At 65.8% G+C, this 25,508-nt stretch carries 27 protein-coding genes and 1 riboswitch; of the genes, 11 read left to right on the forward strand and 16 right to left on the reverse strand.

The window, feature by feature from the left end; translation table 11 throughout:
• Positions 1-22 precede the first annotated feature (22 nt).
• A complete protein-coding gene (locus tag K9B35_RS15745; RefSeq protein ID WP_318245979.1) occupies positions 23-421 on the reverse strand; it encodes a hypothetical protein in 399 nt (132 codons plus the stop codon).
• A 57-nt stretch (positions 422-478) separates the two neighbouring features.
• Between K9B35_RS15745 and K9B35_RS15750 the strand changes: the two genes are divergently transcribed.
• Together K9B35_RS15750 and K9B35_RS15755 are read left to right on the forward strand one after the other, a co-directional pair.
• Complete coding sequence (locus K9B35_RS15750; protein WP_224922943.1) at positions 479-757, forward strand: type II toxin-antitoxin system ParD family antitoxin; 279 nt, start codon at positions 479-481, stop codon at positions 755-757.
• Complete coding sequence (locus K9B35_RS15755) at positions 757-1,047, forward strand: type II toxin-antitoxin system RelE/ParE family toxin (protein ID WP_224922944.1); 291 nt, start codon at positions 757-759, stop codon at positions 1,045-1,047. Before K9B35_RS15750 ends, K9B35_RS15755 begins: the two co-directional genes overlap by 1 nt.
• A 98-nt stretch (positions 1,048-1,145) precedes the next feature.
• On the opposite strand, the gene K9B35_RS15760 is transcribed toward K9B35_RS15755, so the two are convergent.
• Genes K9B35_RS15760 through thiC form a run of 3 tightly spaced genes read right to left on the reverse strand, consistent with a single transcriptional unit; the run spans position 1,146 to position 4,271 of the window.
• A complete protein-coding gene (locus K9B35_RS15760; RefSeq protein ID WP_224922945.1) occupies positions 1,146-1,763 on the reverse strand; it encodes a hypothetical protein in 618 nt (205 codons plus the stop codon).
• A gap of 35 nt (positions 1,764-1,798) precedes the next feature.
• Positions 1,799-2,365: a DUF2199 domain-containing protein gene (locus K9B35_RS15765; protein ID WP_224922946.1), complete on the reverse strand. Its 567-nt coding sequence runs from the start codon at positions 2,363-2,365 to the stop codon at positions 1,799-1,801.
• Between the two features lie 31 nt (positions 2,366-2,396).
• On the reverse strand, positions 2,397-4,271 hold the full coding sequence (gene thiC / locus K9B35_RS15770) for a phosphomethylpyrimidine synthase ThiC (RefSeq protein ID WP_318245983.1): 1,875 nt from the start codon (positions 4,269-4,271) through the stop codon (positions 2,397-2,399).
• Between the two features lie 46 nt (positions 4,272-4,317).
• A riboswitch (TPP riboswitch) is annotated at positions 4,318-4,408 on the reverse strand.
• A 129-nt stretch (positions 4,409-4,537) separates the two neighbouring features.
• On the opposite strand from thiC, the gene K9B35_RS15775 reads away from it, so the two are divergent.
• Positions 4,538-4,987: a hypothetical protein gene (locus tag K9B35_RS15775; protein WP_224922947.1), complete on the forward strand. Its 450-nt coding sequence runs from the start codon at positions 4,538-4,540 to the stop codon at positions 4,985-4,987.
• On the forward strand, positions 4,984-5,289 hold the full coding sequence (locus K9B35_RS15780) for a transcriptional regulator (RefSeq protein WP_224922948.1): 306 nt from the start codon (positions 4,984-4,986) through the stop codon (positions 5,287-5,289). The genes K9B35_RS15775 and K9B35_RS15780 overlap by 4 nt, the downstream gene beginning before the upstream one ends.
• Here the strand turns inward: K9B35_RS15780 and K9B35_RS15785 are convergent.
• The 3 genes from K9B35_RS15785 to K9B35_RS15795 all read right to left on the reverse strand — a co-directional run bounded on the left by K9B35_RS15785 (position 5,286) and on the right by K9B35_RS15795 (position 7,366).
• Positions 5,286-6,143, reverse strand: a complete 858-nt coding sequence (locus tag K9B35_RS15785) for a MipA/OmpV family protein (RefSeq protein ID WP_224922949.1) — start codon at positions 6,141-6,143, stop codon at positions 5,286-5,288. The two genes, K9B35_RS15780 and K9B35_RS15785, sit on opposite strands and share 4 nt — an antisense overlap.
• Positions 6,144-6,231: 88 nt before the next feature.
• Positions 6,232-6,594, reverse strand: coding sequence for a DUF2141 domain-containing protein (locus K9B35_RS15790; protein ID WP_224922950.1), 363 nt, complete (start codon positions 6,592-6,594; stop codon positions 6,232-6,234).
• A complete protein-coding gene (locus K9B35_RS15795; protein ID WP_224922951.1) occupies positions 6,575-7,366 on the reverse strand; it encodes a sterol desaturase family protein in 792 nt (263 codons plus the stop codon). Before K9B35_RS15795 ends, K9B35_RS15790 begins: the two co-directional genes overlap by 20 nt.
• A gap of 51 nt (positions 7,367-7,417) precedes the next feature.
• Between K9B35_RS15795 and gluQRS the strand changes: the two genes are divergently transcribed.
• The 6 genes from gluQRS to egtD all read left to right on the forward strand — a co-directional run bounded on the left by gluQRS (position 7,418) and on the right by egtD (position 11,962).
• Complete coding sequence (gene gluQRS / locus K9B35_RS15800; RefSeq protein ID WP_224923218.1) at positions 7,418-8,353, forward strand: tRNA glutamyl-Q(34) synthetase GluQRS; 936 nt, start codon at positions 7,418-7,420, stop codon at positions 8,351-8,353.
• Positions 8,354-8,428: 75 nt separating this feature from the next.
• A complete protein-coding gene (locus K9B35_RS15805; RefSeq protein ID WP_224922952.1) occupies positions 8,429-8,659 on the forward strand; it encodes a twin transmembrane helix small protein in 231 nt (76 codons plus the stop codon).
• 3 nt (positions 8,660-8,662) lie between these two features.
• Entirely contained in the window at positions 8,663-9,100 is a 438-nt protein-coding gene (locus K9B35_RS15810) for a hypothetical protein (protein WP_224922953.1), read from the forward strand.
• An 11-nt stretch (positions 9,101-9,111) separates the two neighbouring features.
• Positions 9,112-9,681 carry a cob(I)yrinic acid a,c-diamide adenosyltransferase gene (locus K9B35_RS15815; RefSeq protein ID WP_224922954.1) on the forward strand — a complete coding sequence of 190 codons (570 nt, stop codon included), beginning with the start codon at positions 9,112-9,114 and terminating at the stop codon, positions 9,679-9,681.
• A 44-nt stretch (positions 9,682-9,725) separates the two neighbouring features.
• Positions 9,726-10,985, forward strand: a complete 1,260-nt coding sequence (gene egtB, locus K9B35_RS15820) for an ergothioneine biosynthesis protein EgtB (RefSeq protein ID WP_224922955.1) — start codon at positions 9,726-9,728, stop codon at positions 10,983-10,985.
• Positions 10,985-11,962, forward strand: a complete 978-nt coding sequence (egtD, locus tag K9B35_RS15825; protein ID WP_224922956.1) for an L-histidine N(alpha)-methyltransferase — start codon at positions 10,985-10,987, stop codon at positions 11,960-11,962. Before egtB ends, egtD begins: the two co-directional genes overlap by 1 nt.
• A gap of 10 nt (positions 11,963-11,972) precedes the next feature.
• Here egtD and K9B35_RS15830 read toward each other — a convergent pair whose 3' ends face one another.
• On the reverse strand, positions 11,973-13,178 hold the full coding sequence (locus K9B35_RS15830) for a GNAT family N-acetyltransferase (protein ID WP_224922957.1): 1,206 nt from the start codon (positions 13,176-13,178) through the stop codon (positions 11,973-11,975).
• Positions 13,179-13,259: 81 nt separating this feature from the next.
• Here K9B35_RS15830 and K9B35_RS15835 point away from each other — a divergent pair, with 81 nt between their 5' ends.
• Positions 13,260-13,721 (forward strand): DUF2721 domain-containing protein, encoded by a 462-nt coding sequence (locus tag K9B35_RS15835; RefSeq protein ID WP_224922958.1) that lies wholly within the window; start codon positions 13,260-13,262, stop codon positions 13,719-13,721.
• On the opposite strand, the gene K9B35_RS15840 is transcribed toward K9B35_RS15835, so the two are convergent.
• The 8 genes from K9B35_RS15840 to K9B35_RS15875 form a co-directional block, all read right to left on the reverse strand.
• Positions 13,718-14,359 (reverse strand): DsbA family protein, encoded by a 642-nt coding sequence (locus K9B35_RS15840; protein WP_224922959.1) that lies wholly within the window; start codon positions 14,357-14,359, stop codon positions 13,718-13,720. The two genes, K9B35_RS15835 and K9B35_RS15840, sit on opposite strands and share 4 nt — an antisense overlap.
• Before the next feature lie 9 nt (positions 14,360-14,368).
• The gene (locus K9B35_RS15845) at positions 14,369-15,115 is read right to left on the reverse strand and encodes a FadR/GntR family transcriptional regulator (protein ID WP_224922960.1); all 747 of its coding nucleotides are present in this window, start codon (positions 15,113-15,115) and stop codon (positions 14,369-14,371) included.
• Between the two features lie 96 nt (positions 15,116-15,211).
• Positions 15,212-18,058, reverse strand: a complete 2,847-nt coding sequence (locus tag K9B35_RS15850; protein WP_224922961.1) for a TonB-dependent receptor — start codon at positions 18,056-18,058, stop codon at positions 15,212-15,214.
• A gap of 107 nt (positions 18,059-18,165) precedes the next feature.
• Positions 18,166-19,029, reverse strand: coding sequence for a rhamnogalacturonan acetylesterase (locus tag K9B35_RS15855; RefSeq protein ID WP_224922962.1), 864 nt, complete (start codon positions 19,027-19,029; stop codon positions 18,166-18,168).
• Positions 19,026-19,778: an SDR family NAD(P)-dependent oxidoreductase gene (locus K9B35_RS15860; RefSeq protein ID WP_224922963.1), complete on the reverse strand. Its 753-nt coding sequence runs from the start codon at positions 19,776-19,778 to the stop codon at positions 19,026-19,028. The genes K9B35_RS15855 and K9B35_RS15860 overlap by 4 nt, the downstream gene beginning before the upstream one ends.
• Complete coding sequence (locus tag K9B35_RS15865) at positions 19,779-21,056, reverse strand: MFS transporter (protein ID WP_224922964.1); 1,278 nt, start codon at positions 21,054-21,056, stop codon at positions 19,779-19,781. It abuts the gene before it with no gap.
• Complete coding sequence (locus K9B35_RS15870) at positions 21,053-23,230, reverse strand: alginate lyase family protein (protein ID WP_224922965.1); 2,178 nt, start codon at positions 23,228-23,230, stop codon at positions 21,053-21,055. Before K9B35_RS15870 ends, K9B35_RS15865 begins: the two co-directional genes overlap by 4 nt.
• Positions 23,227-25,410, reverse strand: a complete 2,184-nt coding sequence (locus K9B35_RS15875; protein WP_224922966.1) for a polysaccharide lyase 6 family protein — start codon at positions 25,408-25,410, stop codon at positions 23,227-23,229. Before K9B35_RS15875 ends, K9B35_RS15870 begins: the two co-directional genes overlap by 4 nt.
• Between the last annotated feature and the right edge of the window lie 98 nt (positions 25,411-25,508).

Below are 25,508 nucleotides of genomic sequence, written 5' to 3' on the forward strand. Positions count from 1 at the left end.
GACAGAAGGCGACGGCGGGGCATCAGCGGCGCGACGGCGGTGCGACCGGGGCGGACGCTGGCGCGCGAGCCGCGGCGGGGTCGCGCGGGGCGAGCGGATCGGGGCCGAAGGGATCGGCGAGCCGCGCCGCATGCAGTTCGAGCGCACGGCTCCACGCATAGTCAAACGGCGTGCCGGTCAGGCGATTGCGCAGCGCATGCGCGCTGGACCGCGACATGCCCGCGGCACGCGCGGACCGCGCAATGCTGCCGGTTTCGACAAGGGCGGCGAGGAAGACGCGCTGTTTGGCGGGGTCCAGTGCGCGCGGACGGGTGGGGTTTGCTGGGTCATCCGACAGGATGAAGCGGATTGCGCGCGTGTAGGACAGGGTGTGGCGGGGGATGTTGGATGGATTTTTTGGCGGGGTGTGGCGCGGGGGCATCCGTCAGGGGGCGCCGCGCTGCTTGGCAAGATTAGCGCAAAACTCTATACCAGTCGTATGGCCCAGATGAACATCTCGATCCCCGACACGCTCAAGGGCTGGGCGGAATCGCGTGTGGCCGAGGGGCGGTATAGCAGCACCAGCGACTATGTCCGCGACCTGATCCGGCGCGACGAGGAGCGCGAGACGGCCAGGGCACACGAGATTGCCCGGCTCCGCGCCGCCTGGGACGAGGGGCTGGCGAGCGGCCGGGCGGTCGATGCACCGAAAGACTGGGCCGATCGCGTGATCGCACGCGGCGAGGCACGGCGGCGGGGCGAGCCGGACGCCGCCTGATGCGCGTCGCGATCCTACCGAGCGCGGATCGCGACCTCGATGCCATTTACGACTGGATCGCGGAGGACGACGCCGAGGCGGCGGCGCGGCATGTGCGGCGGCTGGTGGCGGCAGCGCTGAGCCTGCGCGACTTTCCGATGCGCGACATGGCGCGGCCGGAGATTGGCGCGGGGGCGCGGAGTTTGATCGTGGGGCGGTATCTGGTGCTGTATCGCGTGAGCGGCGAGCGGGTGGAGATTGTGCGCTTTGTGCACGGGGCGCGGGAGGTTGGCGGGTTGTGGGGGGAGTAGGACATCGGGCCGAAAGACGGTAGCCCGAGACTATCGATTACCCCCTGTGGATCACCGTGAGTGACGAGCAGATCGCTGCGCACCTCGCCGCACAAATGTTACCCGCAACGCGGCACATCGATAGCTCTATAGTCAGCCGGCCTAGCCCCCGATTTATCGACAATCTCGATATTACAGCTGTTCGGCGCATTGGAAATTTGACGGATAGAGTAGGCCTCGCCGGCAATCGGTGTGAACGAAGCGCCTGAAACGCATGTACCGACGGTTGAGCTTACCGCACCGCTTGCCAGCGTTTCGCTTATCTCACCATAAACCGTAATGCGCTCGCCCGCCCGTATTGGCCTAGTTTTGCTTGCACCGTCCGACCACCCAAACAGGGCAAATTTCGTCAGTGATTTGCAGGAATCACCCTCAATCGAAAGATAGGATTGGCTTGCACCGGCAATCTGACCGAATCGATTGTCGTATGACTTCAAAAAGGTCAGTGATGCCACCGGCTCACCTGCACTCGGCAGCGAATGTTGAGAATAGCAACCAGCAAGTGCCACACACAGCACCGAGACGCCAAAGCGCTTCATCATCCACATCCCCCGTTCCATCAAAACACACAAAAGACGCGTATTGAAATTTCGAGCCGAGAGCCACCCGCCACTCGCTGAGTAAGCGCCGGCAACGGGTGCGTGCCCGCCCGTGCCCAGTGACAGATCGCTATCCATCTGTGGGAAAGTAGCGCCTGTGGCCGCCATTCCGATTATCCCCGCTTCGCCGGCGCGTGCCCATAGAAGCGCAACATCTCCCACAGACGCTCAACGCTGATCCCCTGCTCCTGATCGATTGCCAGCCGATGGCCTGGGCTCACAACACGTAACGTGGGGCGCTGGCGGTCTGGCTGGGGGTAGACGTGCACACCCTCGGGGTCGGCGCCGATATAGGTTTCGAGCTGGTTGCAGAGCCAGCCGGTCCACGGACCCCAGTCAGCGAAATCGGCGTTGTCGAAGCCGTCGAGATATTTCTCGAAGTTCGCGCACGATAGCGTGGACCAGCAGCCGAAGCCGAACTTCTCTGCCTGTCCGTGAACCGGAATTTCCAGCACGGCGCGGACGAAGAAATGACGGCCGGACATCACGCAGAAATCTTCGGACAGGAAGTCGCCGTCCAACCGCACGGCGCTGTTCGGTTCCTGTATTCGCTCATGCGGCCACGGATCCGGCGCGAGGGCGGCGAGGTCCATCATTCCCTGATGGACCTCGCCGCACCCTGCGCAGGCCCAGCTTCCTGCGAATGGATTGGCAGGCTTTGCACGGCGGAACCAGCTCATGCGCTAAGCTATGCCGATGCGTCGGTCCGGATCAATCGTGCTCGCGTCCGCCCGCACCCAGATACAACTCCCGGCCCATTTCGTCATAGACTCGGCTCATCTGAGCCATGCCCTCTTCCGCCTCGGCGGCATCAACTGGCTGCGCCGCGATGAAGGCATCCGCATCCTGATTCTGCTTCGCCGCAAAATCCCGCACTTCCTGCGTGATCTTCATCGAGCAGAATTTGGGGCCGCACATCGAGCAGAAATGGGCGGTCTTGGCGCCTTCTGCTGGCAGCGTCTGGTCGTGGTACTGTTCCGCCGTGTCGGGGTCCAACGACAGGTTGAACTGGTCGCGCCAGCGGAATTCGAAGCGGGCGCGGCTGAGCGCGTCGTCGCGGACCTTGGCGGCCGGGTGGCCCTTGGCGAGGTCGGCGGCGTGGGCTGCCAACTTATACGTCACCACGCCCACCTTGACGTCGTCGCGGTCGGGGAGGCCGAGATGCTCCTTGGGCGTGACGTAACAGAGCATCGCGGTGCCGTACCAACCGATCATCGCGGCGCCGATGCCGCTGGTGATATGGTCATAGCCGGGCGCGATGTCGGTGGTGAGCGGCCCGAGCGTATAGAAGGGGGCTTCGCCGCATGCCTGCAGCTGCTTGTCCATATTCTCCTTGATCTTGTGCATCGGCACATGGCCGGGGCCTTCGATCATCACCTGAACATCCTGTTCCCAGGCGCGCTTGGTCAGTTCACCCAGCGTATAGAGTTCGGCGAACTGCGCCTCGTCATTGGCGTCGGCGATCGAGCCGGGGCGCAGGCCGTCGCCGAGGCTGTAGGCGATGTCATAGGCTTTGCAGATCTCGGTGATCTCGTCGAAATGCTCGTAGAGGAAGCTTTCGCGGTGGTGGCTGAGGCACCATTTCGCCATGATCGATCCGCCGCGCGAGACGATGCCGGTGACGCGCTTGGCGGTCAGCGGGATGTAGGGCAGGCGCACGCCGGCGTGGATGGTGAAATAGTCGACGCCCTGCTCCGCCTGTTCGATCAGCGTGTCGCGGAAGATTTCCCAGGTCAGCTCTTCGGCGATGCCGCCGACCTTTTCGAGCGCCTGATAGATCGGGACGGTGCCGACGGGTACGGGGCTGTTGCGCAGGATCCATTCGCGGGTGTCGTGAATGTTACGACCGGTGGACAGGTCCATGATCGTGTCGGCGCCCCAGCGGATCGCCCACACCATCTTGTCGACCTCGGCCGCGACGTCGCTGGCGACGGCGGAGTTGCCGATATTGGCGTTGATCTTGACCAGGAAGTTGCGGCCGATCGCCATCGGTTCGGATTCGGGGTGGTTGATGTTGTTGGGGATGATCGCGCGGCCACGGGCGACCTCGTCGCGGACGAATTCGGGCGTCACATAATCGGGGATTTCCGCGCCCCAGCTTTCGCCGTCGCGGACATATTCGGACAGCATCTGGCGGCCAAGGTTTTCGCGGGTGGCGACATATTCCATTTCGGGCGTGATGATGCCGCGGCGGGCATAGTGCATCTGGCTGACGTTCATGCCGGGCTTGGCGCGCAGGACGTGCTTGCGGACGTTCGGGAAGGGCTGGACGCCGCCGGAGCGGTCGGGGCCGAGCTGGCCGTTATCCTCGGGCTTTACCTCGCGCTGGGCGACCTCTTCGACATCGCCGCGCTGGCGGATCCAGTCGCGGCGGAGCTCCTGCAGCCCGGCCATGATGTCGATGCGGGCGTTGGCGTCGGTGTAGGGGCCGCTGGTGTCGTAGACGCGCACGGGCGGTTCGCCGCTGGACGGTTCGAGATGGATTTCGCGCATCGCGACCTTGCGGGGGCCGACATGGATTTTGGTCGAGCCGCGAATGGCGCCGGTGGTGACCTTGAGTTCGGGATGCGTGGGATTGTCGGCCATGATGTTCCTCTCCAGGTGGAGGAAACGGACCATGGATGCGGGCCGCTCCCTCCCTACGCCGGTGTCAACCGGATCAGGTTCAGCGGGTCGGTGGCTGCGGCCACCCTCTCAAGCGCGCGTCAGCGCTCCCCCGGGGATGGTTTGTCCTAGCGCGTCAGGAAGGGGCTGTCACTGGCGGGTGTTACTTTCCGGACTGGAAACAAATAACTTGCCAATGTGGAAAGTGATGCGCTACTGTTTCCAGGTTGGAAAGTCAGGAGCTTGTGATGGATGTACGGGAGGCGCGCGCGGCGCTCGATGAGATTGATGCGGCGCGGCTTGCGCTGGCGCGGACGGGGCCGGCATATCCGCTGTGGCGGCATGCGGCGTTTGCTGCCGCGATCGCGGTGATGGTGGCGGGTCAGGGCTTTGGGCCGAAATTCGCGATCCCGATGCTGGTCGCGGCGATCGCGGGGATTGCCTGGCTCACCACGGACGACCGCAAGCGCTATGGGCTGTTCGTCAGTGGCTATCGCTGGGGGCGGACGTTGCCACTGACGCTGGGACTGGTCGTGGTGATGCTGGGCGCGATGGCCGCCGAAAACCATGCCCGGTCCGCGGGCCTGTCGATTACCGTGAAGCTGGCGATCGCCGCAGGAGCCTTTGCCATCGCGTTCGGAACGAGCCTGTTGTGGACGCGGCTCTATCAGCGCGAGTTGTCGGGGCGCGCGCGGTGAGCGGGGCGAAGATCGACATGCTGCTCCATGCCCCCGCGCGGTTGCAGATCGCGGCCCTGCTCGATGCCGTCGACGAGATGGAGTTTTCGCGCTTGCGGTCGCTGGTCAGCGTCAGCGACTCCGTCTTGTCAAAGCACCTCGCAGCCTTGTCGGAGGCCGGCTATGTCGGCCTGCGCAAGGCGGCGGAAGCGGGGCGGCAGCGCACCTGGGCGTCGCTGAACCGTGCGGGACGTCGCGCGCTGCGCAGCCATGTTGCCGCGCTGCGCGAGATCGTTGCCCAGGTTCCGGCCGAACGCGATTAGAAGGTCAGCGCGAGCCCTGCGCCTGCGGTCCACTGGTGCCGCGTGCCGGCGATCGAGACGAGCGGCGAGTCCGCGAAGTCGCCGACCAGTTTCTTGTAGGTGCCGCCCGCGACCAGCGCGAGGCCCTTGGTCAGGTTGCCGGTGATCGCATGGGTGAACATGCCGCCAACGGTGATGTCCTTCTGCCCGCCCTCGGGCCGGAATGCGGGGAGGCCGCTGGCGATGCTGCCCGCTGGGGTGACGCCGAAATAGGTGCGAGCGTAGCGGTCCTCGACGATCTCCGCCGAGGCGAACAGCGATACCAACGCTTTGGTGCTGAGCGGGGTGGTATAGTTTACCGACGGGGTGAAGATGCCGCTGCGGTGGATCTTGGTGACGTCGTGGCGGTAGCTGAGGCTGACCGACAGCGTGTCGAAGTCGTGGATGATCCCCGTCTTGCCGAGGCCGACATAGCCGCCGACTTCGACCGCCGTATCGATCTCGCCCAGCGCGGCGACGCGGGGATCCTTGATCGCGTCGCGATTGGTGCGGTTCAGGTTGATGACCGCGACCGGGCCGAGCTGGAAGTTCCAGTCCTTGCCCGCAACATCGGGGATCACGTCGAGGCTGGCACGGTTGCCGAGCACGGTGAAGCTCATGCCCGCGACGGTGCCGTTGGCGGCGGGCGCCGGGATCCAGCGATTGTCGTCCGACCCCTCATAGTCCGGCAGCCACACCCCGCCGACAGCGACGGTGAGGCGCGCCCGCCCCTCTTGCGCGGCTTCCGCCTGTTCGGGCGTCGGGGCACTATCCTGCGCCAGCGCGGGCGTGGCGAGGGTGGCGGCGAGGAAGGCGGAAAGAACGCGGATACGCATGAAGGTGATTCCCTGAACCTGTTTCAGGGGCGCAACGCTGCACTGCGGAATTGGATGCATGGCCCCATAAACGGGCTGGGCGATGGCCCTAAAGCATATACCGCATCTTCACCTGCTGCTTCGCCCCATCCAGCGGAAAGCATGCCGCCTTGAACTTGGGCGGGCCGAAGGTGATGACGGGGTTGCGGCTGAAGCCGAAGCCTTCCTTGGGGATGCCCATCATCGTGTCGAGCTTCTTGTTGCTGTTCGCGTCGTGGATCACCGCGACGGCATAGGTCGCGGTCGCCAGCCCCTCGAACCGGGTGGCCGGATGCGCCGCCGAAATCGTGCGCGAGATCGCGCGGGGGTCGTCCTTACAGTCGGGGAAGCTGTCCGGCCGCGCGGTCAGGCAGATCTGCAGCACGCCCTTGGCATTGCGAAGGCCAGTGACCTCAAGGTCGAAGCTGGCCACCGGCGAGGCCGCCGGGAGGAGCAGAAGGGCTGCGGGCAGCAGCGCGAGCATGTGCTTTCTGGAAATCGCCAATCCCCCGGTCGGTGCCGCACAGCCGGTCCCAGAAGCGGAAATAGAGACCATAGTTGCACCCATATTGCTCATGATGCCGCTGATGATGGCTCGCGGTGATCAGCCACGCTCCCAGTGGCCCCCGCCACATCACCCGCGGAAATACTTCCCACCCCATGTGATTGGTCACACCCATAACGGTCATGATTCCAAGCACCAAGCCCAATGCGCCAACATGAATAGGAATTGCGAAGACCAGTGACGGAATCACCACGGCGCCGGTCAGCGCCTCGATCGGGTGAAAGCTCATCGCCGCCCATGCGGTGGGCGGGCGGCTGTCGTGATGGACGGCGTGCGCGATGCGGAACAGCCGGGGGCGGTGCATCCAGCGATGCGTCCAGTAGAACCAGGTGTCGTGCGCGAAGAGGTAGAGGAACACCGACAGCGGCAGATACCAGAGCGGATAGGCCGAGACATCGGTGTAGATCCGGGTCCAGCCGTGATTCTGCCAGCCCCAGGCGACGATGCCGGCGGGGATGCCATAGATACCGGCGCTGGCGAGGCTCCACAGCAGCTCGCGGCGCATCTGCCGGTCGAGCCCGGCATAAAGGCCGGGATGCCGGACGCGTGTTGCCCAGGCGAAGGCGCCCGAGACGATCAGATAGCGCACCCCGACGATCAGCGTCATCGCGAGTGCCGACAAGAGGATGGCGAGCCACATGCACCCGCTCTACATGAAACTGGTGCGTCGCAACAAACGGAGAAACCCGTAATTTCACCTGTCGTCACCCGTTTCGCGCCAAGTCCCACCGGGCGGCTGCACATCGGCCACGCGTTTTCGGCGATTGCGGCGCATGATTTCGCGCGCGCGCGGGGTGGCGCGTTCCTGGTGCGGATCGAGGATATCGACGGCACGCGCAGTCGGGCCGAGCATGTTGATGCGATTCTGGCGGACCTGAGCTGGCTGGGGCTGGAATGGGATGGCGAGGTGCTGTTCCAGTCTTCGCGGCTGGATACCTATCAGGCCGTGCTGGACGATTTGCGCGCGCGGGGGCTGATCTATCCATGTTTCTGCACCCGCGCCGATATCGCAGCGAGCGCGAGTGCGCCGCATGGGCCGGAGGGATTGGTGTATCCGGGGACGTGCCGGAGCTTGGTCGCGCCGGATTTGAGCGTGCCGCATTGCTGGCGGTTGGATGTGGGGGCGGCAATCCACTCGCTGGAACGTCACCCCCGCGAAAGCGGGGGCCCATCTCGTGCGATTGCGCCTGACCACGCCGGTGCTGCGGATGGACAGTCCGGGAGATGGGCCCCCGCTTTCGCGGGGGTGACGGATGGGTTGTCGTTCACCGACTCGCGCTTCGGCACCATCCTCGCCGACCCCGCAGCGCATGGCGATGTCGTGCTGGCGCGCAAGGATGCGCCGGCATCCTATCACCTCGCCGTCACCATCGACGATGCGGCGCAGGGGGTGACCGATGTCGTGCGGGGCGAGGATTTGTTGGCGGCAACGCATGTCCACCGGCTGTTGCAGGCGCTGCTCGACCTGCCGGTCCCGCACTATCATCATCACGCGCTGCTGACCGGCCCGGATGGCGCGCGGCTGGCGAAGCGCCATGGCGCACCGACGCTGGCCGCCTTGCGTGAAGCGGGAGAGGATGGTCGGGCGCTGGCGGCGGCGTTGCGGCGGGGGGAAGTCCCCATTTGAGGCCAGCGCGGCGGGGATGGACTGCACCCAAGTACAGGGCTTCAATCCGGCCACGATAAGGACTAGGTTACCACCATGCAGCTGTTCCTTGTCCTTTTGCTCGTCGCCGCGATGCTGGCCACCCTCTTCGCTCTGATCAAGGGGATCGTCGCGTTTCTGCGCGTCACCGAGGCGGAGCTGAAATCGGGCGAAGGGCCGAGCCAGTCGGCGCTCAAGTCGAACAAGGCGATGCAGCAGCGCATCCTGTTCCAGGGCATCGCGATTGCGATCGTCGCGCTGCTGCTGCTGATGGCGAGCGGGAAGTAACCAGTGCGTCAGGGGCGGGCCTGTGCGGTTCCGCCGCGCCGAACCCTCACCCTTCTGATCGCTGCATCCTGTCTGTCCGGTTGCGGAAACGCAGCGCCTGAACGCTTTTGCGGTATCAGCTTTTGCATCAAGGACGCCTCCCCTCAAGCGGTCAAGCGAGTCGATAGCCCGCCCGACTTTGCAGTCTACAGGCTCGCGACCACCGCCGGGACAGCTACGATCTACGAGGGCAATCATCCGCAGGATGTGACGCGGTCGCTCGACGATTTCGATACGCTGACCGACGGGCGGCTACGCGCGTTTCAGAGGATCGAAGGAAGCGTTGCCATCACCTTTGTGAACGTCCGACCTGACCAGCCGCGCTATGTTGCTGTCAGCCTGCCATGCCGCCAAGGCATTTGTCAGATCGATCGCATTGCGGACCGGATCGTCAAGCAGTAGCCGGGAAGCAGATGGTTAAACTCAACAAGATCTACACGCGCACCGGCGATGACGGGACCACCGGTCTCGTCGATGGATCGCGGGTCGCCAAGCATGACGCGCGGCTGGCGGCGATGGGCGATGTCGATGAGGCGAACAGCGCGATCGGGGTCGCGGTTGCGGCGATCGGGACGGGCTATCCCGCGCCGCTGCTGACCACCGTGCAGAATGACCTGTTCGATCTGGGCGCGGACCTCGCCACGCCGGGCGAGGACTTCACGCCGGACGAGATGACGTTGCGCATCGTGCCGGCGCAGGTCGCGCGGCTGGAGGCGGCGATCGATTCGGCCAATGGCGCGTTGCCGCCGCTGACGAGCTTCATCCTGCCGGGCGGATCGGCGGCGTCGGCGGCGATCCATCTGGCGCGCGCGATCGTGCGTCGGGCCGAGCGCAGCGCGACCGCCGCAGCGATGGCGATGCCGATCAATCCGCAGGCGGTGATCTATCTCAACCGCCTGTCCGACCTGTTGTTCGTGCTCGCGCGCGAAATGAACCAATCGGCGGGTGGCGACGTTTTGTGGACGCCGGGGGCGCATCGCTGAGCTGAGGATTTGACCCTCGTCGCGTTTCGGGTTAGGAGAACGAAATGCGAACGAAGGCGATGCCCGCCGCGTGCTGCACAACGCTTGAAGCGCGGTTTCGCGCGGTGCGGGCGTTATCTGCCGATCTGGTTGCGCCGCTGTCCGATGCCGATGCGAGCGTTCAGTCGATGGACGACGCCTCGCCCGCGAAATGGCATCTGGCGCATACCAGCTGGTTCTTTGAGACGTTCGTGCTGCGCGATTTCGTGGACGGCTATCAGCTGCACGACGCGCGCTTTCCGTTCCTGTTCAACAGTTACTATGAGGCCGAGGGGCAGCGCCATGCGCGGTCGCGGCGGGGCATGGTGACGCGGCCGTCGCTGGCCGAGGTGCTCGATTATCGCGCGGCGGTGGATGCGGCGCTGGTCGCCGCGCTGCCGGATTTGCCCGAAGCGGCGTTGGCGCTGGTGGCGCTGGGATGTCACCATGAGGAGCAGCATCAGGAATTGCTGCTGACCGATATTCTGCACCTGTTTTCGTGCAACCCGGTCGAACCGGCGATGTGGCCGGGCGAGCGCAAGATACCGGTCGAGATGCCAGGGCCGCTGCGCTGGATCGAAGGTCCCGACGGCATTGCCGAGATCGGCGCGCAGGGCGATGGCTTTGCGTTCGATTGCGAGGGGCCGCGCCATCGCGTGCTGCTGCACCCGCATGCGATTGCCGACCGCACGGTGACCAATGGCGAATGGGCGGCGTTCATTGCCGATGGCGGCTATCGCGATCCGCGCCACTGGCTGTCCGATGGCTGGGCGTGGGTGAAGGCGCAGGGCGTCGATGCGCCGCTCTATTGGGAGCAGCGCGACGGCGGCTGGACGCGGTTCGGGCTCGATGGGCGGCGCGCGATCGATCCTGCCGCGCCGGTGACGCATGTGAGTTTCTTTGAGGCCGACGCCTATGCCAGCTGGGCCGGCGCGCGGTTGCCGACCGAGGCGGAGTGGGAGGTTGCTGCGAGCGGGCATGACGCGGCGGGCGGCAACCAGCTCGATCGCGCCGGGCCGGTCGAACCGCGCCCCTGCCCCACCGGCCCGGCATTCTTTGGCGATGTGTGGGAATGGACCGGTAGCGCGTACCGCCCCTACCCCGGCTTTGCCGCCGCCGAGGGCGCGGTCGGCGAGTATAATGGCAAGTTCATGAGCGGGCAGTTCATCCTGCGTGGCGGGAGCTGCGCGACGCCGCGCGGCCATGCGCGGGCGAGCTACCGCAATTTCTTTTATCCGCACCAGCGCTGGCAGTTCACCGGCGTGCGGCTGGCGAAGGATCTGTAATGCTCAAGCAGGAAATCGAGGATGGTCAGGCGGGCCTGGCCGATCCGGCGTTTCGCGCCGATGTACTGAATGGCCTGGCCGCGCGGCCACGGGCGATCCCCGCGCGCTGGTTCTATGACCGGCGCGGGTCGGAGCTGTTCGAGGATATCACGCGGCTGCCCGAATATTATCCGACGCGGACCGAGACGGCGTTGCTGGAGCGCGTTTGCCCGGAGGTGGCGCGCGAGACCGGCACTGGCGGGGCGGTGATCGAGTTCGGATCGGGATCGTCGGTCAAGACACCGCTGCTGCTGCGCGCGGTGCGGCCCGCTGCCTATGTTCCGATCGATATCTCGGGCGACTTTCTGCGCGATTCGGCGCGGGAGATCGCGGCGCAGTTCCCCGTCATGGCGGTCGAGCCGGTAGAGGGGGATTTCCTCAAGCCGCTCAAGCTGCCCGCCGGGATCGGGGGGCTGGCGCGGTTAGGCTTTTTCCCCGGATCGACGATCGGCAACATGGCGCCGGTGGCGGCGGTGGATTTGCTGCGTACGATGCGGACGTCGCTGGGCGAGGGGTCGTCGCTGCTGATCGGGATCGACCGGATCAAGGACCCCGCGGTGCTGGTCCCGGCCTATGACGATGCGCAGGGGGTGACGGCGGCGTTCAATTTGAACTTGCTCGAACGGATCAATGCCGAGCTTTCGGGCACGATCCCGGTCGAGAGTTTTGCCCATGTCGCGCGGTGGAATGACGATCGCGCGCGGATCGAGATGCATCTCGAGGCGCAGCGCGCGGTGGCGTTCGAGGTCGACGGGCGCGGCTTTGCGATGGCGGCGGGCGAGACGATTCACACCGAGAACAGCCACAAATATGGCGACCGCGATGCGCGGTTGCTGCTGGCGGCGGGCGGATGGACCGTCACGCGGGCATGGACCGACGAGGATGGGCTGTTCGCGCTGTATCTCGCGGAAGCGCGGGGGATGGAGGTCGCGCCTTAGGGCACAGTCGTTAGCGGGCAGCCCCAACCTCCGTTTGTGCTGAGCTTGTCGAAGCACCCTCCCACGACCAGTAATGGTGGGAAGCGGCCCTTCGACAAGCTCTGGGCAAACGGGTTGAATCCGGCTCCACATTGCCGCTCGCCCGCCAGCGGCCGCGGAGCAGCTTTGCAGCGAGGCCCGGCAGGCCCGGACGGACGAACAGCCAATCTCGGATCGCGGGGCCGGCGTCCGCGCCGATCACGCGCTTGTAGCCGCTGTCGCCCGCGCCCCAGTCGACAGTGGTGATGCCGTCTTCGAGCGCGCGGACGAGGTTGCGGTAGTAGAGCAGCTTGCCCGGCGATTGCTTGGCGACGCGCGGGTCGTAGCTGTTGGCGATGGCGTATTTGAGCGACCCGGCGTTGAGGTCGAACGAGAAGGCGGTCGGCTCGCCATCGATGCGCAGGACCGCGGCCCAGAGCATCTGCGCGATCACCGGATCCTGCGCCGCCGCGCGCCAGAAGGCGCCATGGCCGGATTCGGTGAACTTGGCGTCGCGGCCGTCGGTGCGGTCGGCGATCCAGCTTCTGCGCTCGATATCGGCGAGCGCGTCGAACGCCTGGCTCATCCAGTCCGCGCCGGACACGAAGCTCCAATCGGGCTCGCCATGTTCGGCGAGGTGCTTTTCGTGGAAGCGATTCTTGCGCAGCGTCGAGTTACGCGGCCAGGTGCCCTCGGCTTGTAAGGCTGCCATATCGAGCAGGAAGCTTTCGGCGACGAAGCGGTCGAGCGCGACCCAGCCGCGCGTGGCAGCGGCGGCGCGCAGCCCTTCCAGCGCGGGGTCGCCGTCATAGACCGGGCCGATGCGCAACGCATTGGCGTGGCGCGCGAGCAGGTCGAGCGCGACCTCGAATGCCTCGGTCCCGACGTCCTGCGCGACCGGAAAACTGCGGAACGGCCAGTAGCAGCCGGGCACTTGCGCAAGGCGCAGCGGCGCCGGCCCCATCGCAACCATCGGCAGCGCGAGCACCGGATCGCCCTCGCGTGCGACAGTCAGTGTGCGCGCCTCTCCGCCATAAGCATGGAGCGCCGCGGCGAACCAGCCATAGCGCAGGAAGCGATGCGTGGGCGCGGCGGATGCGGCGACGGCGTCGATCGCGCTCGCGAGGCCATCGCCGATGCTGGCGGTCAGCAACGGCGGCAGGCGCGTGAAATCGGCGAGCGGCATCGGCTTCGTCATGGGCGCGGGTCTATCGCGAAGTCGTTACCATAGCGTGGAAGTCGCTTGGCGGACGCGGGTGAGCGCCATAAGCTCTCACTGATGCAGGCCCCCATGATCTCCACCGTCGCCGCGACGATCCAGATATCGATCGCCCCCGTGTTCCTGCTGGCGGGTATTGCGGGGATATTGAATGTGCTGGTCGGGCGAATGGCGCGGGTGGTGGATCGCGCGCGCAAGCTGGAGCAACTGCACCCGGTTTCGACCGGCGCGGAGCATGAGCGGCAGGTGTGGGAGTTGCGGCTGATCGACCGGCGGCTGTCGATCATCAACACGTCGATCTGGCTGTGCGTCGCGAGCGCAATTGCGATCTGTCTGGTCGTCGCGTTGCTGTTTGGGGCGGAGATTGTGCATCTCGACATCGGCGTCGTCGTCGCGGCGGCGTTCATCGCATCGATGCTGTTGCTGACCGCCGGGCTGGTCGCGTTTCTGTTCGAAGTGCGGCTGTCGGTGCAGGCAGTGCATGTCCGCGAGGAATTGCTGGAGCGCGACCGGCTGGGTTAGCGCCGCTCCCGCGCCTGCGCGACGGCGCGCTTGAGCGTGGGGAGGTCGACGAGGCCCGGGACGAGATAGGGGCCGACCATCATGCCCGGCGTACCCGACAGGCCCAGCATGCGGGCATGGTCGTTGGTGCGCGCGAGTAGGGCGTCGATCGCCGCCCTGTGCTTCACCTGATCGCGCTGCAGCCGCGTCCAGTCGACTCCGGCCGCATCGGCGGCGGCGCGGATTTTGGTCGTGTCGATCCGGCCCGACTGGGCGATCAGCGCGCGGTGGAAGGCGAGATGCTTTTTCTGAAAGCTGGCGGCGATGGCGGCGCGGGCGGCGGGGCCGGAGCCGCCGCCGAGGATCGGCCAGTCGCGATAGACGACTCGGACCTTGGCATCGCTCGCCATCAATGCGTCGAGCGTCGGGCTGAAGCGGCGGCAATAGCCGCATTGGTAATCCGAAAAGACGACGATGGTGACGTCATAGCCGCGCGGGGCAACAGTCGGCGCGAGCACGTCGTTGCGAATCTTTTCGCGAATCGCTTCCGCGGCATCGCGGCGGCGGGTGTCGCCTGATTCGGACACGCCCTCGTCCTGCGCGGCAGTCGAAAGCGGGAGAGTCAGCGCGAGCGCGGCGAGCAGAAACTGGCGAAGCATCCGCGCGCCTTAGCGCAAGCGCGCGGTCATCAGGAAGCGTTCGCGGCTTTCGGCCGACTTGCGGCGCAATTCGCTGATCTCGCGCTCTTCGGTCGCGTCCAGCATCGCTTCGAGCAGCCGGTTGAAATGCTGGCGCATCGCAATGCGCGCGGCGCCCGAATCGCCGGCACGCAGCGCATCGACGATCGCGGCATGTTCGCGCTGGCGGGTGCGGCCGTCATGCTGGCAGACGCTGGCATAGGTGGTGCGCACCTCCGGCATTTCGGTGCGCATGCGCCACAGCTGCTTGATGACATGGATCACCGCCTGATTGCCCGAGGCAGAGGCGATCAGCAGGTGAAATTCCTGATCCGCTGCGGTCGAGGCGGCGTCATCGCTGTCGTCGCGGCCCATGATTTCGAGCAGTTCGTCGAGGCGAGCGAGCATTTCCCGCGTGACGGTCGATGCCGCGAGCGCGGCGGCTTCACTTTCGAACAGCGAGCGCGCCTCGGTCAGTTCGAATGCGCTGACTTGTGGCGGCGCGTCGGTCGGGGCGGGCTTGCCGTCGGTGACATAGACGCCGGAGCCGGTTTTGATGGCCAGCAGTCCTTGCGCCTGCAACGCGATCTCCGCCTCCCGGATCGTCACGCGGCTGACGCCGAGTTGCTCGGCAAGCTCGCGCTCACCCGGAAGCCGCGATCCCGGGGGGTAGGTTCCCCCCGCGATCATCGCGGCAATCCGCTCGGCAACTTCCTGAAACAGGCGGCGCTCTGCCATGCAATCCCTCGGTTCGATCCGGTCCAGCGCTCCGAATGCCCCACCCGCCCAAATTTTGGAATAGGCTATTGGTCCGAAGCGCTGGTTACGGAGCGGTCAGCGCAGCCGCACGCGTACGCTCATGAAATATTGCGGCCCGTAAAATTCGACGTTCCGGGTGCTCCCGACCACCGGCATATATTCGATGCGCGGTTCGTTGAAGAGGTTGAGCGCTTGGAGCCGGAAATCGACCTGACGGTTCAGGCGGAATGACGCGGTCATGTCGAACGTGTCGGTGCCCTCGACATAGCGCAGCTGCGTGTTGTTCGAGGTGAACGCCTGATAATAGCGCGAGCGGTAGCGGTAGATGCCTTGCAGTGAGAAGCTGCCGACTTCATAGAAGCCCTGGAACGACAATGTGTGCTTCGAATAGCCGCTGAGCCCGGCCGTGGGAATTAGCCCAGGGGTAACGCTGCCGTCGGATTCGATCACATCGCCATAGCGGATGTCCTGCGTTTTGAAGTCTGACCAGGCGTAGTTATAGCTGAGCTTCGCGCCGAAGTTCTTGAGCGGACCGGGCAGCCAGGTGAAGCGGTTGGTCGCCGTCACCTCGATCCCGTAAAGGTCGCTTTGCTCGTCGCTGTTGGTCGTCTGCGTCACCGGAACCTGATAATCGACGCCACCGATGTTGAAGGTTTCGTCGGTGATGAACGGCATCAGGCCGCCGCTGAAGCGCTTGTAGTAAAGCGTCGCGGCGAGGAGCGTTTCCTTGTTCGCATAATATTCGAACGCGAGGTCACCGTTCCACGACATGGTCGGCTTGAGCCGCGGGCTGCCGGTCGCGGAAATATTGTCGATCGCCTCGGTTACCGAGGTGAAGCCGGTACCGGGGTCGACCTCAAGCGCGATGCGGCGGCCCGCGCCGAGCGCACTGGGGGCGGGGCGCGACATGGCGCGATAGATGCCGGTGCGCACCCGCATCTTGTCACTGAGGTCGAAGATCGCGTTGAAGCTGGGCAGCCAGCGTGTCGAGCTCGACTTGATCTGAACCGGGGTAAGGTCGTCGCCCGCCTCCAGCAGGATCGTGCCATCGGGGCGGGTGATCACGTCGAGATCCGCCCGAAACCCGTCGGAGGTCACTTCGGTGCGCACGCCGCGCACGCCGAAATTACCGCGCACCGGGATATTGCCAAGCTCGCCCGAATAGGTCGCCATGGCATAGCCGGCCCAGGTCTGTTCGGTGACCTGAGAATTGTCGACCGAGTCCAGATTGCCGCTGTTGCCCGGGTCCTCAGTGCCCAGATACTCCCTGAACTGGCATAGCACGTCGAACGTCGCATAGCTGCCGATCGATGGGCTCGAGGCGTCGGCGAGGAAGCCGGTCTGCGGGAAGGGCGTGCGACAAGCGAGGTTGACGCGACGATCCACCGCCAGGTCGGTCTGGTCGATGTTGACATCGTTGCTGTAGCCGAAGAACTTGCGGCTGGCCCAGCGCCCGCCGATGTCGATCCGCTCGATGAACCCATCCATCTTGTAGCTGGCGTCGCCGCGCAGCGACCAGATTTCGTCAGTACGCCCGTCCTGCGAGCGCGTCAGGCGCGCATCGTCGCTGAACAGGTCGTGATTGGTCGGATCGAACCGCGCATCATACGTAAAGACCGGCAGATAGCCCTGGGTCATGTCGACCGAATATGGAATGCGCTGGTTGTTGATCTCGGTGCGCACGCCATAGATGTTGAACGGATCGGTGCGCAGCCGCACCTGCCGAGTGATGTCGAGCCGTTTGGTCCGCGAATAGCCGCCGTCGATGCTGACCGTCAGACGATCAGTCGGGGTCCATTCGATGTTACCGCCGACGCCGAGATAGCGCTCGTCGCGCTCGAACATGCCAGAGATCGTCTGGAGCGTGGCCGAGCCGGTGGCCGAAAGCATCTGGTTATTGTCGCCGATCACGACGTTGCGCAGATTGTAGCGCCCCTCTGCCGTGCCGAAATCGTTGCGGCGCTCGCTATAGTCGCGGCGCGAATATTGCGCGTCGAGATTGATGTCGATCGTCGGGCTTGGCTGCCACTGGAGCGCGCCGAAGATCGCATCACGACGATCGGTCGTCGTCATCTGGCGATTGAGATACGAGTTGGACGCATGGAAGAACGGCGTGCCGGAATTGCCCTGCTCTCGCGTCACTTCGGTGCAATTGGTGCTCGACACCACCGCCGCGTTGCAGGTGAACCAGGTCGAACTGGTGTAGAAACGCTCGACGGGATCGTTGACGTCGTTGCGCTGGACGCCGATCGAGATGCCGACTTCGCCCAGCCCGCCCAGCTTGAACTGGTCGATATAGCTGGCGGTGCCGCGCCAGCCCCACGCGCCCTCCCCGGTGATCTTGTCCTGATAGGGATTGAAGTTCGCCTTGCCTTCAAGCTGGATCTGGCGGCGGCCATAATCGAGCGGGCGACGCGTCTCCATTTCGATCAGGCCGGCGACGCCGCCCTCGATCAGATTGGCCTGTTGCGTCTTGTAGATTTTGATCGCGTTGAACAGCTCCGACGGGAACTGGCCGAAATTGACCGCGCGGTCGCCCGAGCCGTTGGTCGCCTCACGCCCGTTGAACGTGGTCAGGCTGAGGCCCGAGCCGAGGCCGCGGATCGACACTTCGGTCGGGCCGTAATTGGCGCGGTCGATCGTCGCGCCGGTGATCGTCGCGATCACCTCGCCCACCGATTGGCCGGGAAGCTCGCCGATCTCCTTGGACGACACGGTATCGATGATCGTGTCCGACTGACGCTTTGCCTGGATCGAGGTCTGGATGGTCTCGCGAATGCCGGTGACGATGACCTCGTCTTCCGCGGTCGCGTCCTCCTGAGCCAGTGCGGGCGCCGCGACCAGCAGTGGCACGGCAGCTCCGGCGAGCAAGATGGTGCGGAATGCGCGCGACGTGCGCGCAGCGTTATCGAGCATGGCCATCGGCCGTCCTCCCCAAAGGTTGTTTTATGGCCGCATTGGTCGCCCGCTTAGGCGATTATGTCAACCGATTATTTAGTCCTGTTTTAGTAATTGGTCCTACCAATTGGTCAGGGCACCAATTGCGAACCTAGCGCCGGAACCGCGCGGGCAAGGTCGTCGGCGATCAGGCGCGCGAAGACCCCGGCCCCGGTCTCGCCGAGATGGGTATAGTCGAACTTGCGCGTGTGCTGGCCGCGTGCGCCGCCGGGGCGGGTGGGCAGATCCGGCTCGCGCGCTTCTTCGGTCGAACGCTGTTTGAGGGTAGTGCCGGCCTTGGCGGCGGCGCGCTCCTCGGCGGTCGGTTCGGCCTGGGCGAGTGCCATCGAGTCTTCCGCCCCCAGCTTCTGCACCACGGCGGCGCTGCGGCGGTTGAGGTCGACCAGAGGCGTCTTGGTCGCAGCGGCGACCTTGCGCACCTCTTCCGACCATTCGTCGAGCGTGTTGTCGAGCTTGCCGTTCTTGAACACGCGGCGCGTCAGCGGGGTGACGAGCACGGGGATTGCGCCGGCCGCGCGAACTTCCTCCACCATTTTGGTCAGGTTCGCGGGGAATTCGGTGGTGCGATCGGTCCAGCGCTCAGACGCGCTCGACTGGTCGTTATGGCCGAACTGGATCAGGACATAGGTGGCGCGGTAGCCCGGCACCTTGGCCTCGGCCAGCGCGATGTCCCAGCCGCCTTCCTGGCGGTAGCTGCGGGTCGAGCGCCCGCCGCGCCCGGCATTGAGGCACGCGACCGAGGATTTGACGTGGCGCGCGCAGAAGATCGACGCCCAGCCGCTCGCCACCGCCATCGTCGAATCGCCGACCAGCACGATCTTGTACGGCTGAAGCGGCGGCGCGTCGGTGCGTTCCTTCGTTTGCGCCTGAGCGGCGGCGGGAAGCAGCGCGAGTGCGGCGGCGACAAGGGCGGCGGTGGCGATCGTGCGGGTCATGAGAAGGCGAGCCCCCCGTTGATGTCCATGTTGAGTCCGGTGAGGAACGCGGCGTCCTCCGAGGCAAGGAACGCGACGGCAGCGGCGACCTCGTCCGGATGGCCTTCGCGGCGCAGCGGGGTGTTGCCGGCGGTGGCGGCGCGACCCTCGGGCTTGGAGAAGGTGTCGTGGAAGCTGGTGCCGATCAAGCCCGGGCACAGCGCGTTAACGCGGATGCCCTGCGGACCCAGTTCCTTCGCCCAGCTGCGCGTCAGCGTGGTCATGGCGCCCTTCGACGCGGCATAGATGCTCGCACCCGGCCCGCCGCCGTCGCGTGCGGCCTGCGACGACAGGTTGACGATCGCCGACCCCTTGGCGAGGTGCGGGAGCGCGGCCTTGGTGACGAGGAAGGCGGACTTGAAATTGAGGTCCATGACCGTGTCGAAGAACGCTTCGTCCATGTCGGCCAGCGTCTTGCGCGCAACCATGCCGCCGGCGCAGTTGACCAGCACGTCGATCGTGCCGCCGCCGAAGTCCGCCGCTGCGGCGATCAGGCCAGCGACCTCGCCGGACTTGGTCACGTCGGCGCGGTGGAGCAAAGCGGTGCCGCCTGCGGCCTCGACCGCCGCCAGCGTATCCTGCGCCGCTGCTTCGTCGCTGCGATAGTTGATGACGACCTTTGCGCCCTCTGCTGCGAAGCGCAGCGAGATCGAGCGGCCGATGTCGCGTCCACCGCCGGTGACGATGACGAGGTTATCCTTGAAACGCATTTATGCCCCTTGGTCTTGAGTGTCAGATTGAACGGGCTCGATGCGCCCGCCGATGAAGATGCAGATCAGCGACAGCGGTACGAGCGCGGCGCCGAGGATGAAGATCGGTGCGAAGCTGACCTTGGTCATCGCCGGCACCAGCCAGGTGGTGATCAGCGTGCCGGCGACTGCCGCCGTGCCGCTGATGCCCGCAAGCGAGCCGACCGCGCCGCCGCCGAACCAGTCGCTGGGAAGCGTCTGGATATTGTTGATCGCGACCTGGAAGCCGAACAGGATCGCGGCGATCAGCAGCACTGCATAGAGCGGCGTCGCGGCGGTGGCGGTGAGCAGCAATGCTGGCAGCATGATGATGCAGCCCAATGCGATCACGCTCTTGCGCGCCTTGTCCGTGCTCCAGCCGCGCCGGATCAGCTTGCCCGACAGCCAGCCGCCCGAGAGCGAGCCCGCCATCGCGCCGACGAACGGCACCCAGGCGAACATGCCGATCTGCTTGACGTCGAAGCCGAAACTTTCGTTGAGGTAGATCGGCAGCCACGAGACGAACAGCCACCAGATCGGGTCGAGGAAGAAGCGGCCCGACATCACCGCCCATGCCTGACGATGGCGCAACAGCTGGCCCATCGTGGGTGCGTAGCCGGCAGCCTTTGGTCCGCCCGCCGCCTCGTTCGCGCCGAGGATATGCTCGCGCTCGGCCTTGCTGAGCCAAGGGTGGGCGTCGGGGTCGGATTTGTACACCCAGATCCACGGCAGCAGCCACAGGAAGCCGAAGATGCCGATGATGACGAAGGTCGTGCGCCAGCCGACGAACCCGAACAGGATCGCGATCAGCGGCGCCGAGACGATCGCACCGAGCGAGGCGCCAGCGTTGAAAATCCCCTGCGCAAAGGCGCGTTCGGAGCGCGGGAACCAGGTGGCATTGGCCTTGGCTGCACCGGGCCAGTTGCCTGCCTCGCTCACCCCGAGCGCGGCGCGCAGCAGGCCGAGGACGAGCATCGAGCGGACGAGGCTGTGCGCGGCGATCGAGATCGACCAGACCACGATCGAGATGGCGAAGCCCATGCGCGTGCCGACCACGTCGAAAATCTTGCCGAAGATCGATTGGCCAAGCGCGTAGAAGACCATGAAGATGGTCACCAGCAGCGCGTAATCTTCCTTGTCGGCCCCGATGTCCTTCGCGACTTCGGGCCACATCACCGCAAGCGCGTTGCGGTCGATGTAATTGATGACCGTCGCGATCGCGATCAGGCCGATGATCCACCAGCGGAACCCGGATTTCATTTGCTCTCTCCGTCGAAGCGCCCGACCGGGCCGCTCCAGTCGAGCTTGCGCCCGTTCACGGTGACGCTGTGCGCCTTGCCCGCGGTCGTATCGGTGGCGATGGCGATCAGGATCGTCTTGCCGCCGGTCAGGGTGATCGTGGCGACACGCGCGCCGGCAGTTTCGGTGAGGGACAGGCCGGCCACGCCGCTGCGGCTGCCGGTCGTCGTCTCCGTCGCGGCGTCGTAGCGGCCGTGCGGTTCGACCAGGCTTAGGAAGGCTGCGTCCCCTGCCCCGCTCAGCCGCTGGATCAGCACCGGTTCGCGGCGCAGGTTGAAGCGCGGGTCGTTCGCGCCGCTTTCGGCGACGATCAGCTGCGCGCCGGGCGTCGCAATGCGGTAGCTGTAGAAACGGCCCTGATTGATCCAGGTGACGCGGCCCTGCCCGTTCGCGAGCGGCCCGGTCGCATCGACCCACAGATGCTGATAGCCATTGGCCGTGCCCAGCACCGGGCGGGTCGCAACGTTCGAGGCGAGCTTGACGTCGGTATCGATGATGTGGCCGGCGAAGTGCAGCGGCAGGTCGTAGGTCGCCTTGCCCGCATTCTTCACCGTCATCAGATCGAGGACGAGCGGGGCGTTCTTGCCCATGTCGACCTGCACCAGCGCGCGGCGGAAGGTGATGCCGGGATAAGCGCCCGCCATCTCGCCGATGCTGAAGCGCAGCGGGCCTTCGCCGACGAAGGCCAGTTGGGTCGGCGCGATCTCCTCGGCGGGCTTGAGCTGGGCACCGAAATGGCTGGTTTCGTTGACGACCAGCGTATTGTGCGCGACGGTCTGTTTCGCCCAGCTTTCGTTTTCGAGAAGGTAGCGGCCGCCCTCCTTCGCCTCGATATTGAGGAAGCGGGCGGCGCCATAATCGGTCACCACCGCCTGGCCATTGTCGTAGAGCAGCCAGTTGAGCTTGTCGAAATGGCCATGGCCCATGCCCTGAGCCGTGTTCTTGGCGACGATCACCTGCGCGTTGTCCTGTGGACCGGAGCGCAGGATGGCGAGCGCGCCGTCGCGGCCCTGTGGCCCATCGCGCAGCAGGGTCGAGGCGAAGGCGAAGGGCTTTGCCTTACCGCCGGCGATGTCGCGCGCGACGGCGAAGCCCTCGGGCGAGAGCGCGACCTTGCCCTGCCATTGCGCGATGCCGAGCAGGCCGGGATCCTGGGTCGCGGCATAGCCGATGGCGACGCCCTGATAGAGCTCCTCGGTCCTGAGGCTCTTGTCCGGCATCGCGTCGTTGATCGGGAAGAAATAGCCGCCGTAGCTGGTCTGGATCGCGGTGCGGATCGCCTTGAGGACGATGCCGTCGCGATAGGCGAAGATCTTACGGCCCGGCTCGTTCGCTTCGATCGCCTGTGCGAACACGACGAAGGGCTGGAGGGCGTAGCGCTGATAATAGGGCCCTTCGGCATAATAGCCGTCGGGGGAGAAGAGCAGGTCGAGCTGGCGCAGAAAGCCGACCTTGCCCGAGCGGTCGCTGCCCTTCAGCGCCTGTTCGACCAGCACGGAATCACGCAGGACATAGCCGGCCATGCCGACCCCGGCATTGGCCCAGGTCGAATGGTTGTGGATGCGATCGAACGTCCGCTTCTCGCTGGTCAGGAACGCGGCCATGCGGCGGAAGACGGAGTCGTCGATCGTCTTGCGCTCGGCAGCGGTGAGGTCGGCGCGAACGGCGTCATAGCCCTGGATCGCGTGGACCAGCCACACGCTGTCATTGAGGCTCTGCCAGAACAGCCGGCCGGGCACCTGATCCGATGCGGCGGGATGGTTGGCGAGGGTGGGATAGAGCTTGGCATAAGCGAGCAGCAGGTCGCGGACATAGTCGGCATATTTGCGCTCACCGGTCAGGCGGTAGAGTGCGCCCGCCTGCTGGATCAGCTTGTAGTTCGCCTTGTGCCGCTCATGCGTCGGCCCGCCGCCGCGATCCTTGGGCACCGGCACATCGATCCCGACGCGGATGCCGGCATCGACCGATTTGCGCGCGGCGGCGAGTTCGCGGGCGAACAGCGGGGCGCTTTGCGCTCCCTCGGCCATGGTGCGATAGGCGTCGAGGCTGGTGAGGACCGGCGCGGTCGCGGTGTCCTGCGCGAAAGCGGGCGCGGCGCTGGCGAGGAGCAGTGCGGCGAGGGTCGTGCGGATCATCGCAGCGCCTCCATCTGATTGTCGGCAAGCACGATGTCGGGCGTCCCCTGCGGATACAGGCGGGTGATCGCCGGTTCGGGCGTCGCGGCGAAGACATTCGCGGTGATGCGGATTACCGGCGCGCCGACGCTGTTGGCGATGGCGATGCCGCCTGCCCGATCGAAGCGGTTGCCGGTGATCGCGACAGTCTGAACGCCCGAGAGGCGCACCGCGCCGCCACCGACGACGCGATTGCCGGTCATCGCGAACCACGGGCCGAAGGTGCTTTCATCGGTGCCGAGCCGCGCGACATCGGCGATGGTCGCGACATCGGTGAAGTCGCTGTCGGCGATGGTGATGCGCTCGGCGCTGTACAGCCCCTTGCTTCCGGTTTCGGCGGCGGCGGCGACGACTGCGCCGGAGACCTTCGCGAAGGTCGAGCGGCGGATTGCGATGTCCTCGGCAAAGGTGCCGGGGGTGGTGGCGATCACATCGGCGGCGTCACGCACCGCCACGTCGGACAGGCTGACGCGATAGTTCAAAATGCTCACCGACTGCGGCGCACGAATGAGGGCGGCGCGCGCCGCAGTCGGTGAGGCAGCGGCGCCGGAGAGGGTGACGCCGCTGAGGTGAAGGCTGCCGCCGGGGGTGAGCTGGAACAGGGTCGGCGCCGCGCTTTCGATGATCGCAGCGCGCGGGCCGGTGAGCGTCAGGCTGTGCCCGACCGCGATCGGCGCGGTGACGCGGTGGGTGCCGGGGGCGACGCGGATCGTGTCGCCGGGGGCCGACTGCGCCACCGCCTGTGCCAGTGCGCCGGGGGCGGCGTCGAGCGTGCGGCCGGTGCTGGCGGGGGCGTCCTTGGGATACCAGGACGGGCCGGCATCCTCGCGCTTGAGCATCACCAGGTCGCGCGGTGCGCCGGTGGCGGCGAGCGCGGGGTCGGCGGGATAGAGCAGGCCGTTGGCGGCGCGGACCAGCTTGAGGTCGGCCTGTACGAAGCCGGTCAGGCCCTTGGGCGGCGGCCCGGACTGGACGTTGCCGGCCATGGCGATGCCCGCTGCGTCGCCCTCGACCCGGACGATGTCCTTGCCCGATGCGGTGTAGATCAGGTTGCTGGTGAAGCGGCTGGAGACCGGCGGCGCGCTGCGTTCGGCGTCCGCGCCCGCGCCGAAGGTGATGCGCGCGGCATCGATGATCGTGTTGCGCTCGATCACCGCATTGGCGACCTGATGATAGCGGTTGACCGTCGAATTGGGTACGCCGTTCATCACCGCGATCGCGCTGAGGAATGAGGTGCCGGTGACATTCTCGAGATAATTGTGCCGCACGATCTGGTCGCGGTTGATCACCCGGATGCCCCCGGTCGAAGCCTTGCCGCGCCCGAGGAAGATGTTGCGCTCGACCAGATTGCCGTTGCCGTGGCGCAGGACGATCGCGCCCTGCGATTCGACCACCATGTTGCCACGGATGACGTTGCCGCCCGATTTGACCGAGACGATCTCGACCTCGCCATCGCAGCCTTCGAACCAGTTATTCTCGACGATCGATTTGGAGTCGCTCAGCGATTCGTCGCTGGTACCGATGCGGATCGTCTCGCCGCCGTTCGAGCCGAGCGGCGGGCGCGGGCCGAAGAAGTTATGGTCGATGCGCGCGCGGTTTTCGCCCGGCTGGCCCTTGGGACGGATCACCGCGAGGGTGACGCCGCCATTGCCCTTGCCCGCGAACCAGCTGTGGTCGACGCGGTTATCGGTGCCATAGATCGCGACCCAGTGATCCTCGGCGCGGCGATCGGGGTTGGTGAAGCGGTCGACGACGATGCCGGTGAGGCGGGTGTGCGATGCAGGCGTCTTTGAATCGCGGCGGAACGCGATCAGCTCCTTGGTCGGCGAGAAGCCGTCGCGGAAGACGAGGTTGGAGACGACCAGATGCTCGCCGCCGATGCGCAGGTTGGACTGACCCGAAAGGATCACCCCGCCCGGCGTCTGCGCGGTCAGTGTGATCGGCTTCTCCGCGGTGCCGCGCCCGGTGAAGATGATCTGGAAATCGCGCCACACGCCGTCGCGCAGGATGATGCGGTCGCCGGGCTTCGCTTTCTTGACGGCAGCGGCATAGGCGGCAGGATCGGCGACCAGATGGTCGGCGGCGAAAGCGGGCACAGGCGCGGCCAGCACCGCACAGGCAATGAGCGCCGCAATCCGCATCCCGATCCCCTCAATCTGTTCTCTATACCCATTGGACTAACCAATTGGTCGGAACACTTCAAGGGGCCTTCATACCATTTTGCCGCAAAGCTGGTCCG

The sequence above is a fragment of the Sphingomonas sp. R647 genome (genome assembly GCF_020177055.1).
GTDB lineage: Bacteria > Pseudomonadota > Alphaproteobacteria > Sphingomonadales > Sphingomonadaceae > Sphingomonas.

Bases quoted from the DNA above. Each gene is read 5' to 3' on its own strand.
- K9B35_RS15855 (WP_224922962.1), bottom strand. From the start codon at position 19,029: ATGACCCGCACGATCGCCACCGCCGCCCTTGTCGCCGCCGCACTCGCG.
- K9B35_RS15745 (WP_318245979.1), bottom strand. From the start codon at position 421: ATGCCCCCGCGCCACACCCCGCCAAAAAATCCATCCAACATCCCCCGC.
- K9B35_RS15840 (WP_224922959.1), bottom strand. From the start codon at position 14,359: ATGCTTCGCCAGTTTCTGCTCGCCGCGCTCGCGCTGACTCTCCCGCTT.
- K9B35_RS15870 (WP_224922965.1), bottom strand. From the start codon at position 23,230: ATGATCCGCACGACCCTCGCCGCACTGCTCCTCGCCAGCGCCGCGCCC.
- K9B35_RS15860 (WP_224922963.1), bottom strand. From the start codon at position 19,778: ATGCGTTTCAAGGATAACCTCGTCATCGTCACCGGCGGTGGACGCGAC.
- K9B35_RS15875 (WP_224922966.1), bottom strand. From the start codon at position 25,410: ATGCGGATTGCGGCGCTCATTGCCTGTGCGGTGCTGGCCGCGCCTGTG.
- egtB (WP_224922955.1), top strand. From the start codon at position 9,726: ATGCGAACGAAGGCGATGCCCGCCGCGTGCTGCACAACGCTTGAAGCG.
- K9B35_RS15795 (WP_224922951.1), bottom strand. From the start codon at position 7,366: ATGTGGCTCGCCATCCTCTTGTCGGCACTCGCGATGACGCTGATCGTC.
- K9B35_RS15830 (WP_224922957.1), bottom strand. From the start codon at position 13,178: ATGACGAAGCCGATGCCGCTCGCCGATTTCACGCGCCTGCCGCCGTTG.
- K9B35_RS15835 (WP_224922958.1), top strand. From the start codon at position 13,260: ATGCAGGCCCCCATGATCTCCACCGTCGCCGCGACGATCCAGATATCG.
- K9B35_RS15755 (WP_224922944.1), top strand. From the start codon at position 757: ATGCGCGTCGCGATCCTACCGAGCGCGGATCGCGACCTCGATGCCATT.
- K9B35_RS15845 (WP_224922960.1), bottom strand. From the start codon at position 15,115: ATGGCAGAGCGCCGCCTGTTTCAGGAAGTTGCCGAGCGGATTGCCGCG.
- K9B35_RS15805 (WP_224922952.1), top strand. From the start codon at position 8,429: ATGCAGCTGTTCCTTGTCCTTTTGCTCGTCGCCGCGATGCTGGCCACC.
- K9B35_RS15865 (WP_224922964.1), bottom strand. From the start codon at position 21,056: ATGAAATCCGGGTTCCGCTGGTGGATCATCGGCCTGATCGCGATCGCG.
- K9B35_RS15785 (WP_224922949.1), bottom strand. From the start codon at position 6,143: ATGCGTATCCGCGTTCTTTCCGCCTTCCTCGCCGCCACCCTCGCCACG.
- thiC (WP_318245983.1), bottom strand. From the start codon at position 4,271: ATGGCCGACAATCCCACGCATCCCGAACTCAAGGTCACCACCGGCGCC.
- egtD (WP_224922956.1), top strand. From the start codon at position 10,985: ATGCTCAAGCAGGAAATCGAGGATGGTCAGGCGGGCCTGGCCGATCCG.
- K9B35_RS15750 (WP_224922943.1), top strand. From the start codon at position 479: ATGGCCCAGATGAACATCTCGATCCCCGACACGCTCAAGGGCTGGGCG.
- K9B35_RS15815 (WP_224922954.1), top strand. From the start codon at position 9,112: ATGGTTAAACTCAACAAGATCTACACGCGCACCGGCGATGACGGGACC.
- K9B35_RS15850 (WP_224922961.1), bottom strand. From the start codon at position 18,058: ATGGCCATGCTCGATAACGCTGCGCGCACGTCGCGCGCATTCCGCACC.
- K9B35_RS15775 (WP_224922947.1), top strand. From the start codon at position 4,538: ATGGATGTACGGGAGGCGCGCGCGGCGCTCGATGAGATTGATGCGGCG.
- K9B35_RS15765 (WP_224922946.1), bottom strand. From the start codon at position 2,365: ATGAGCTGGTTCCGCCGTGCAAAGCCTGCCAATCCATTCGCAGGAAGC.
- K9B35_RS15760 (WP_224922945.1), bottom strand. From the start codon at position 1,763: ATGGATAGCGATCTGTCACTGGGCACGGGCGGGCACGCACCCGTTGCC.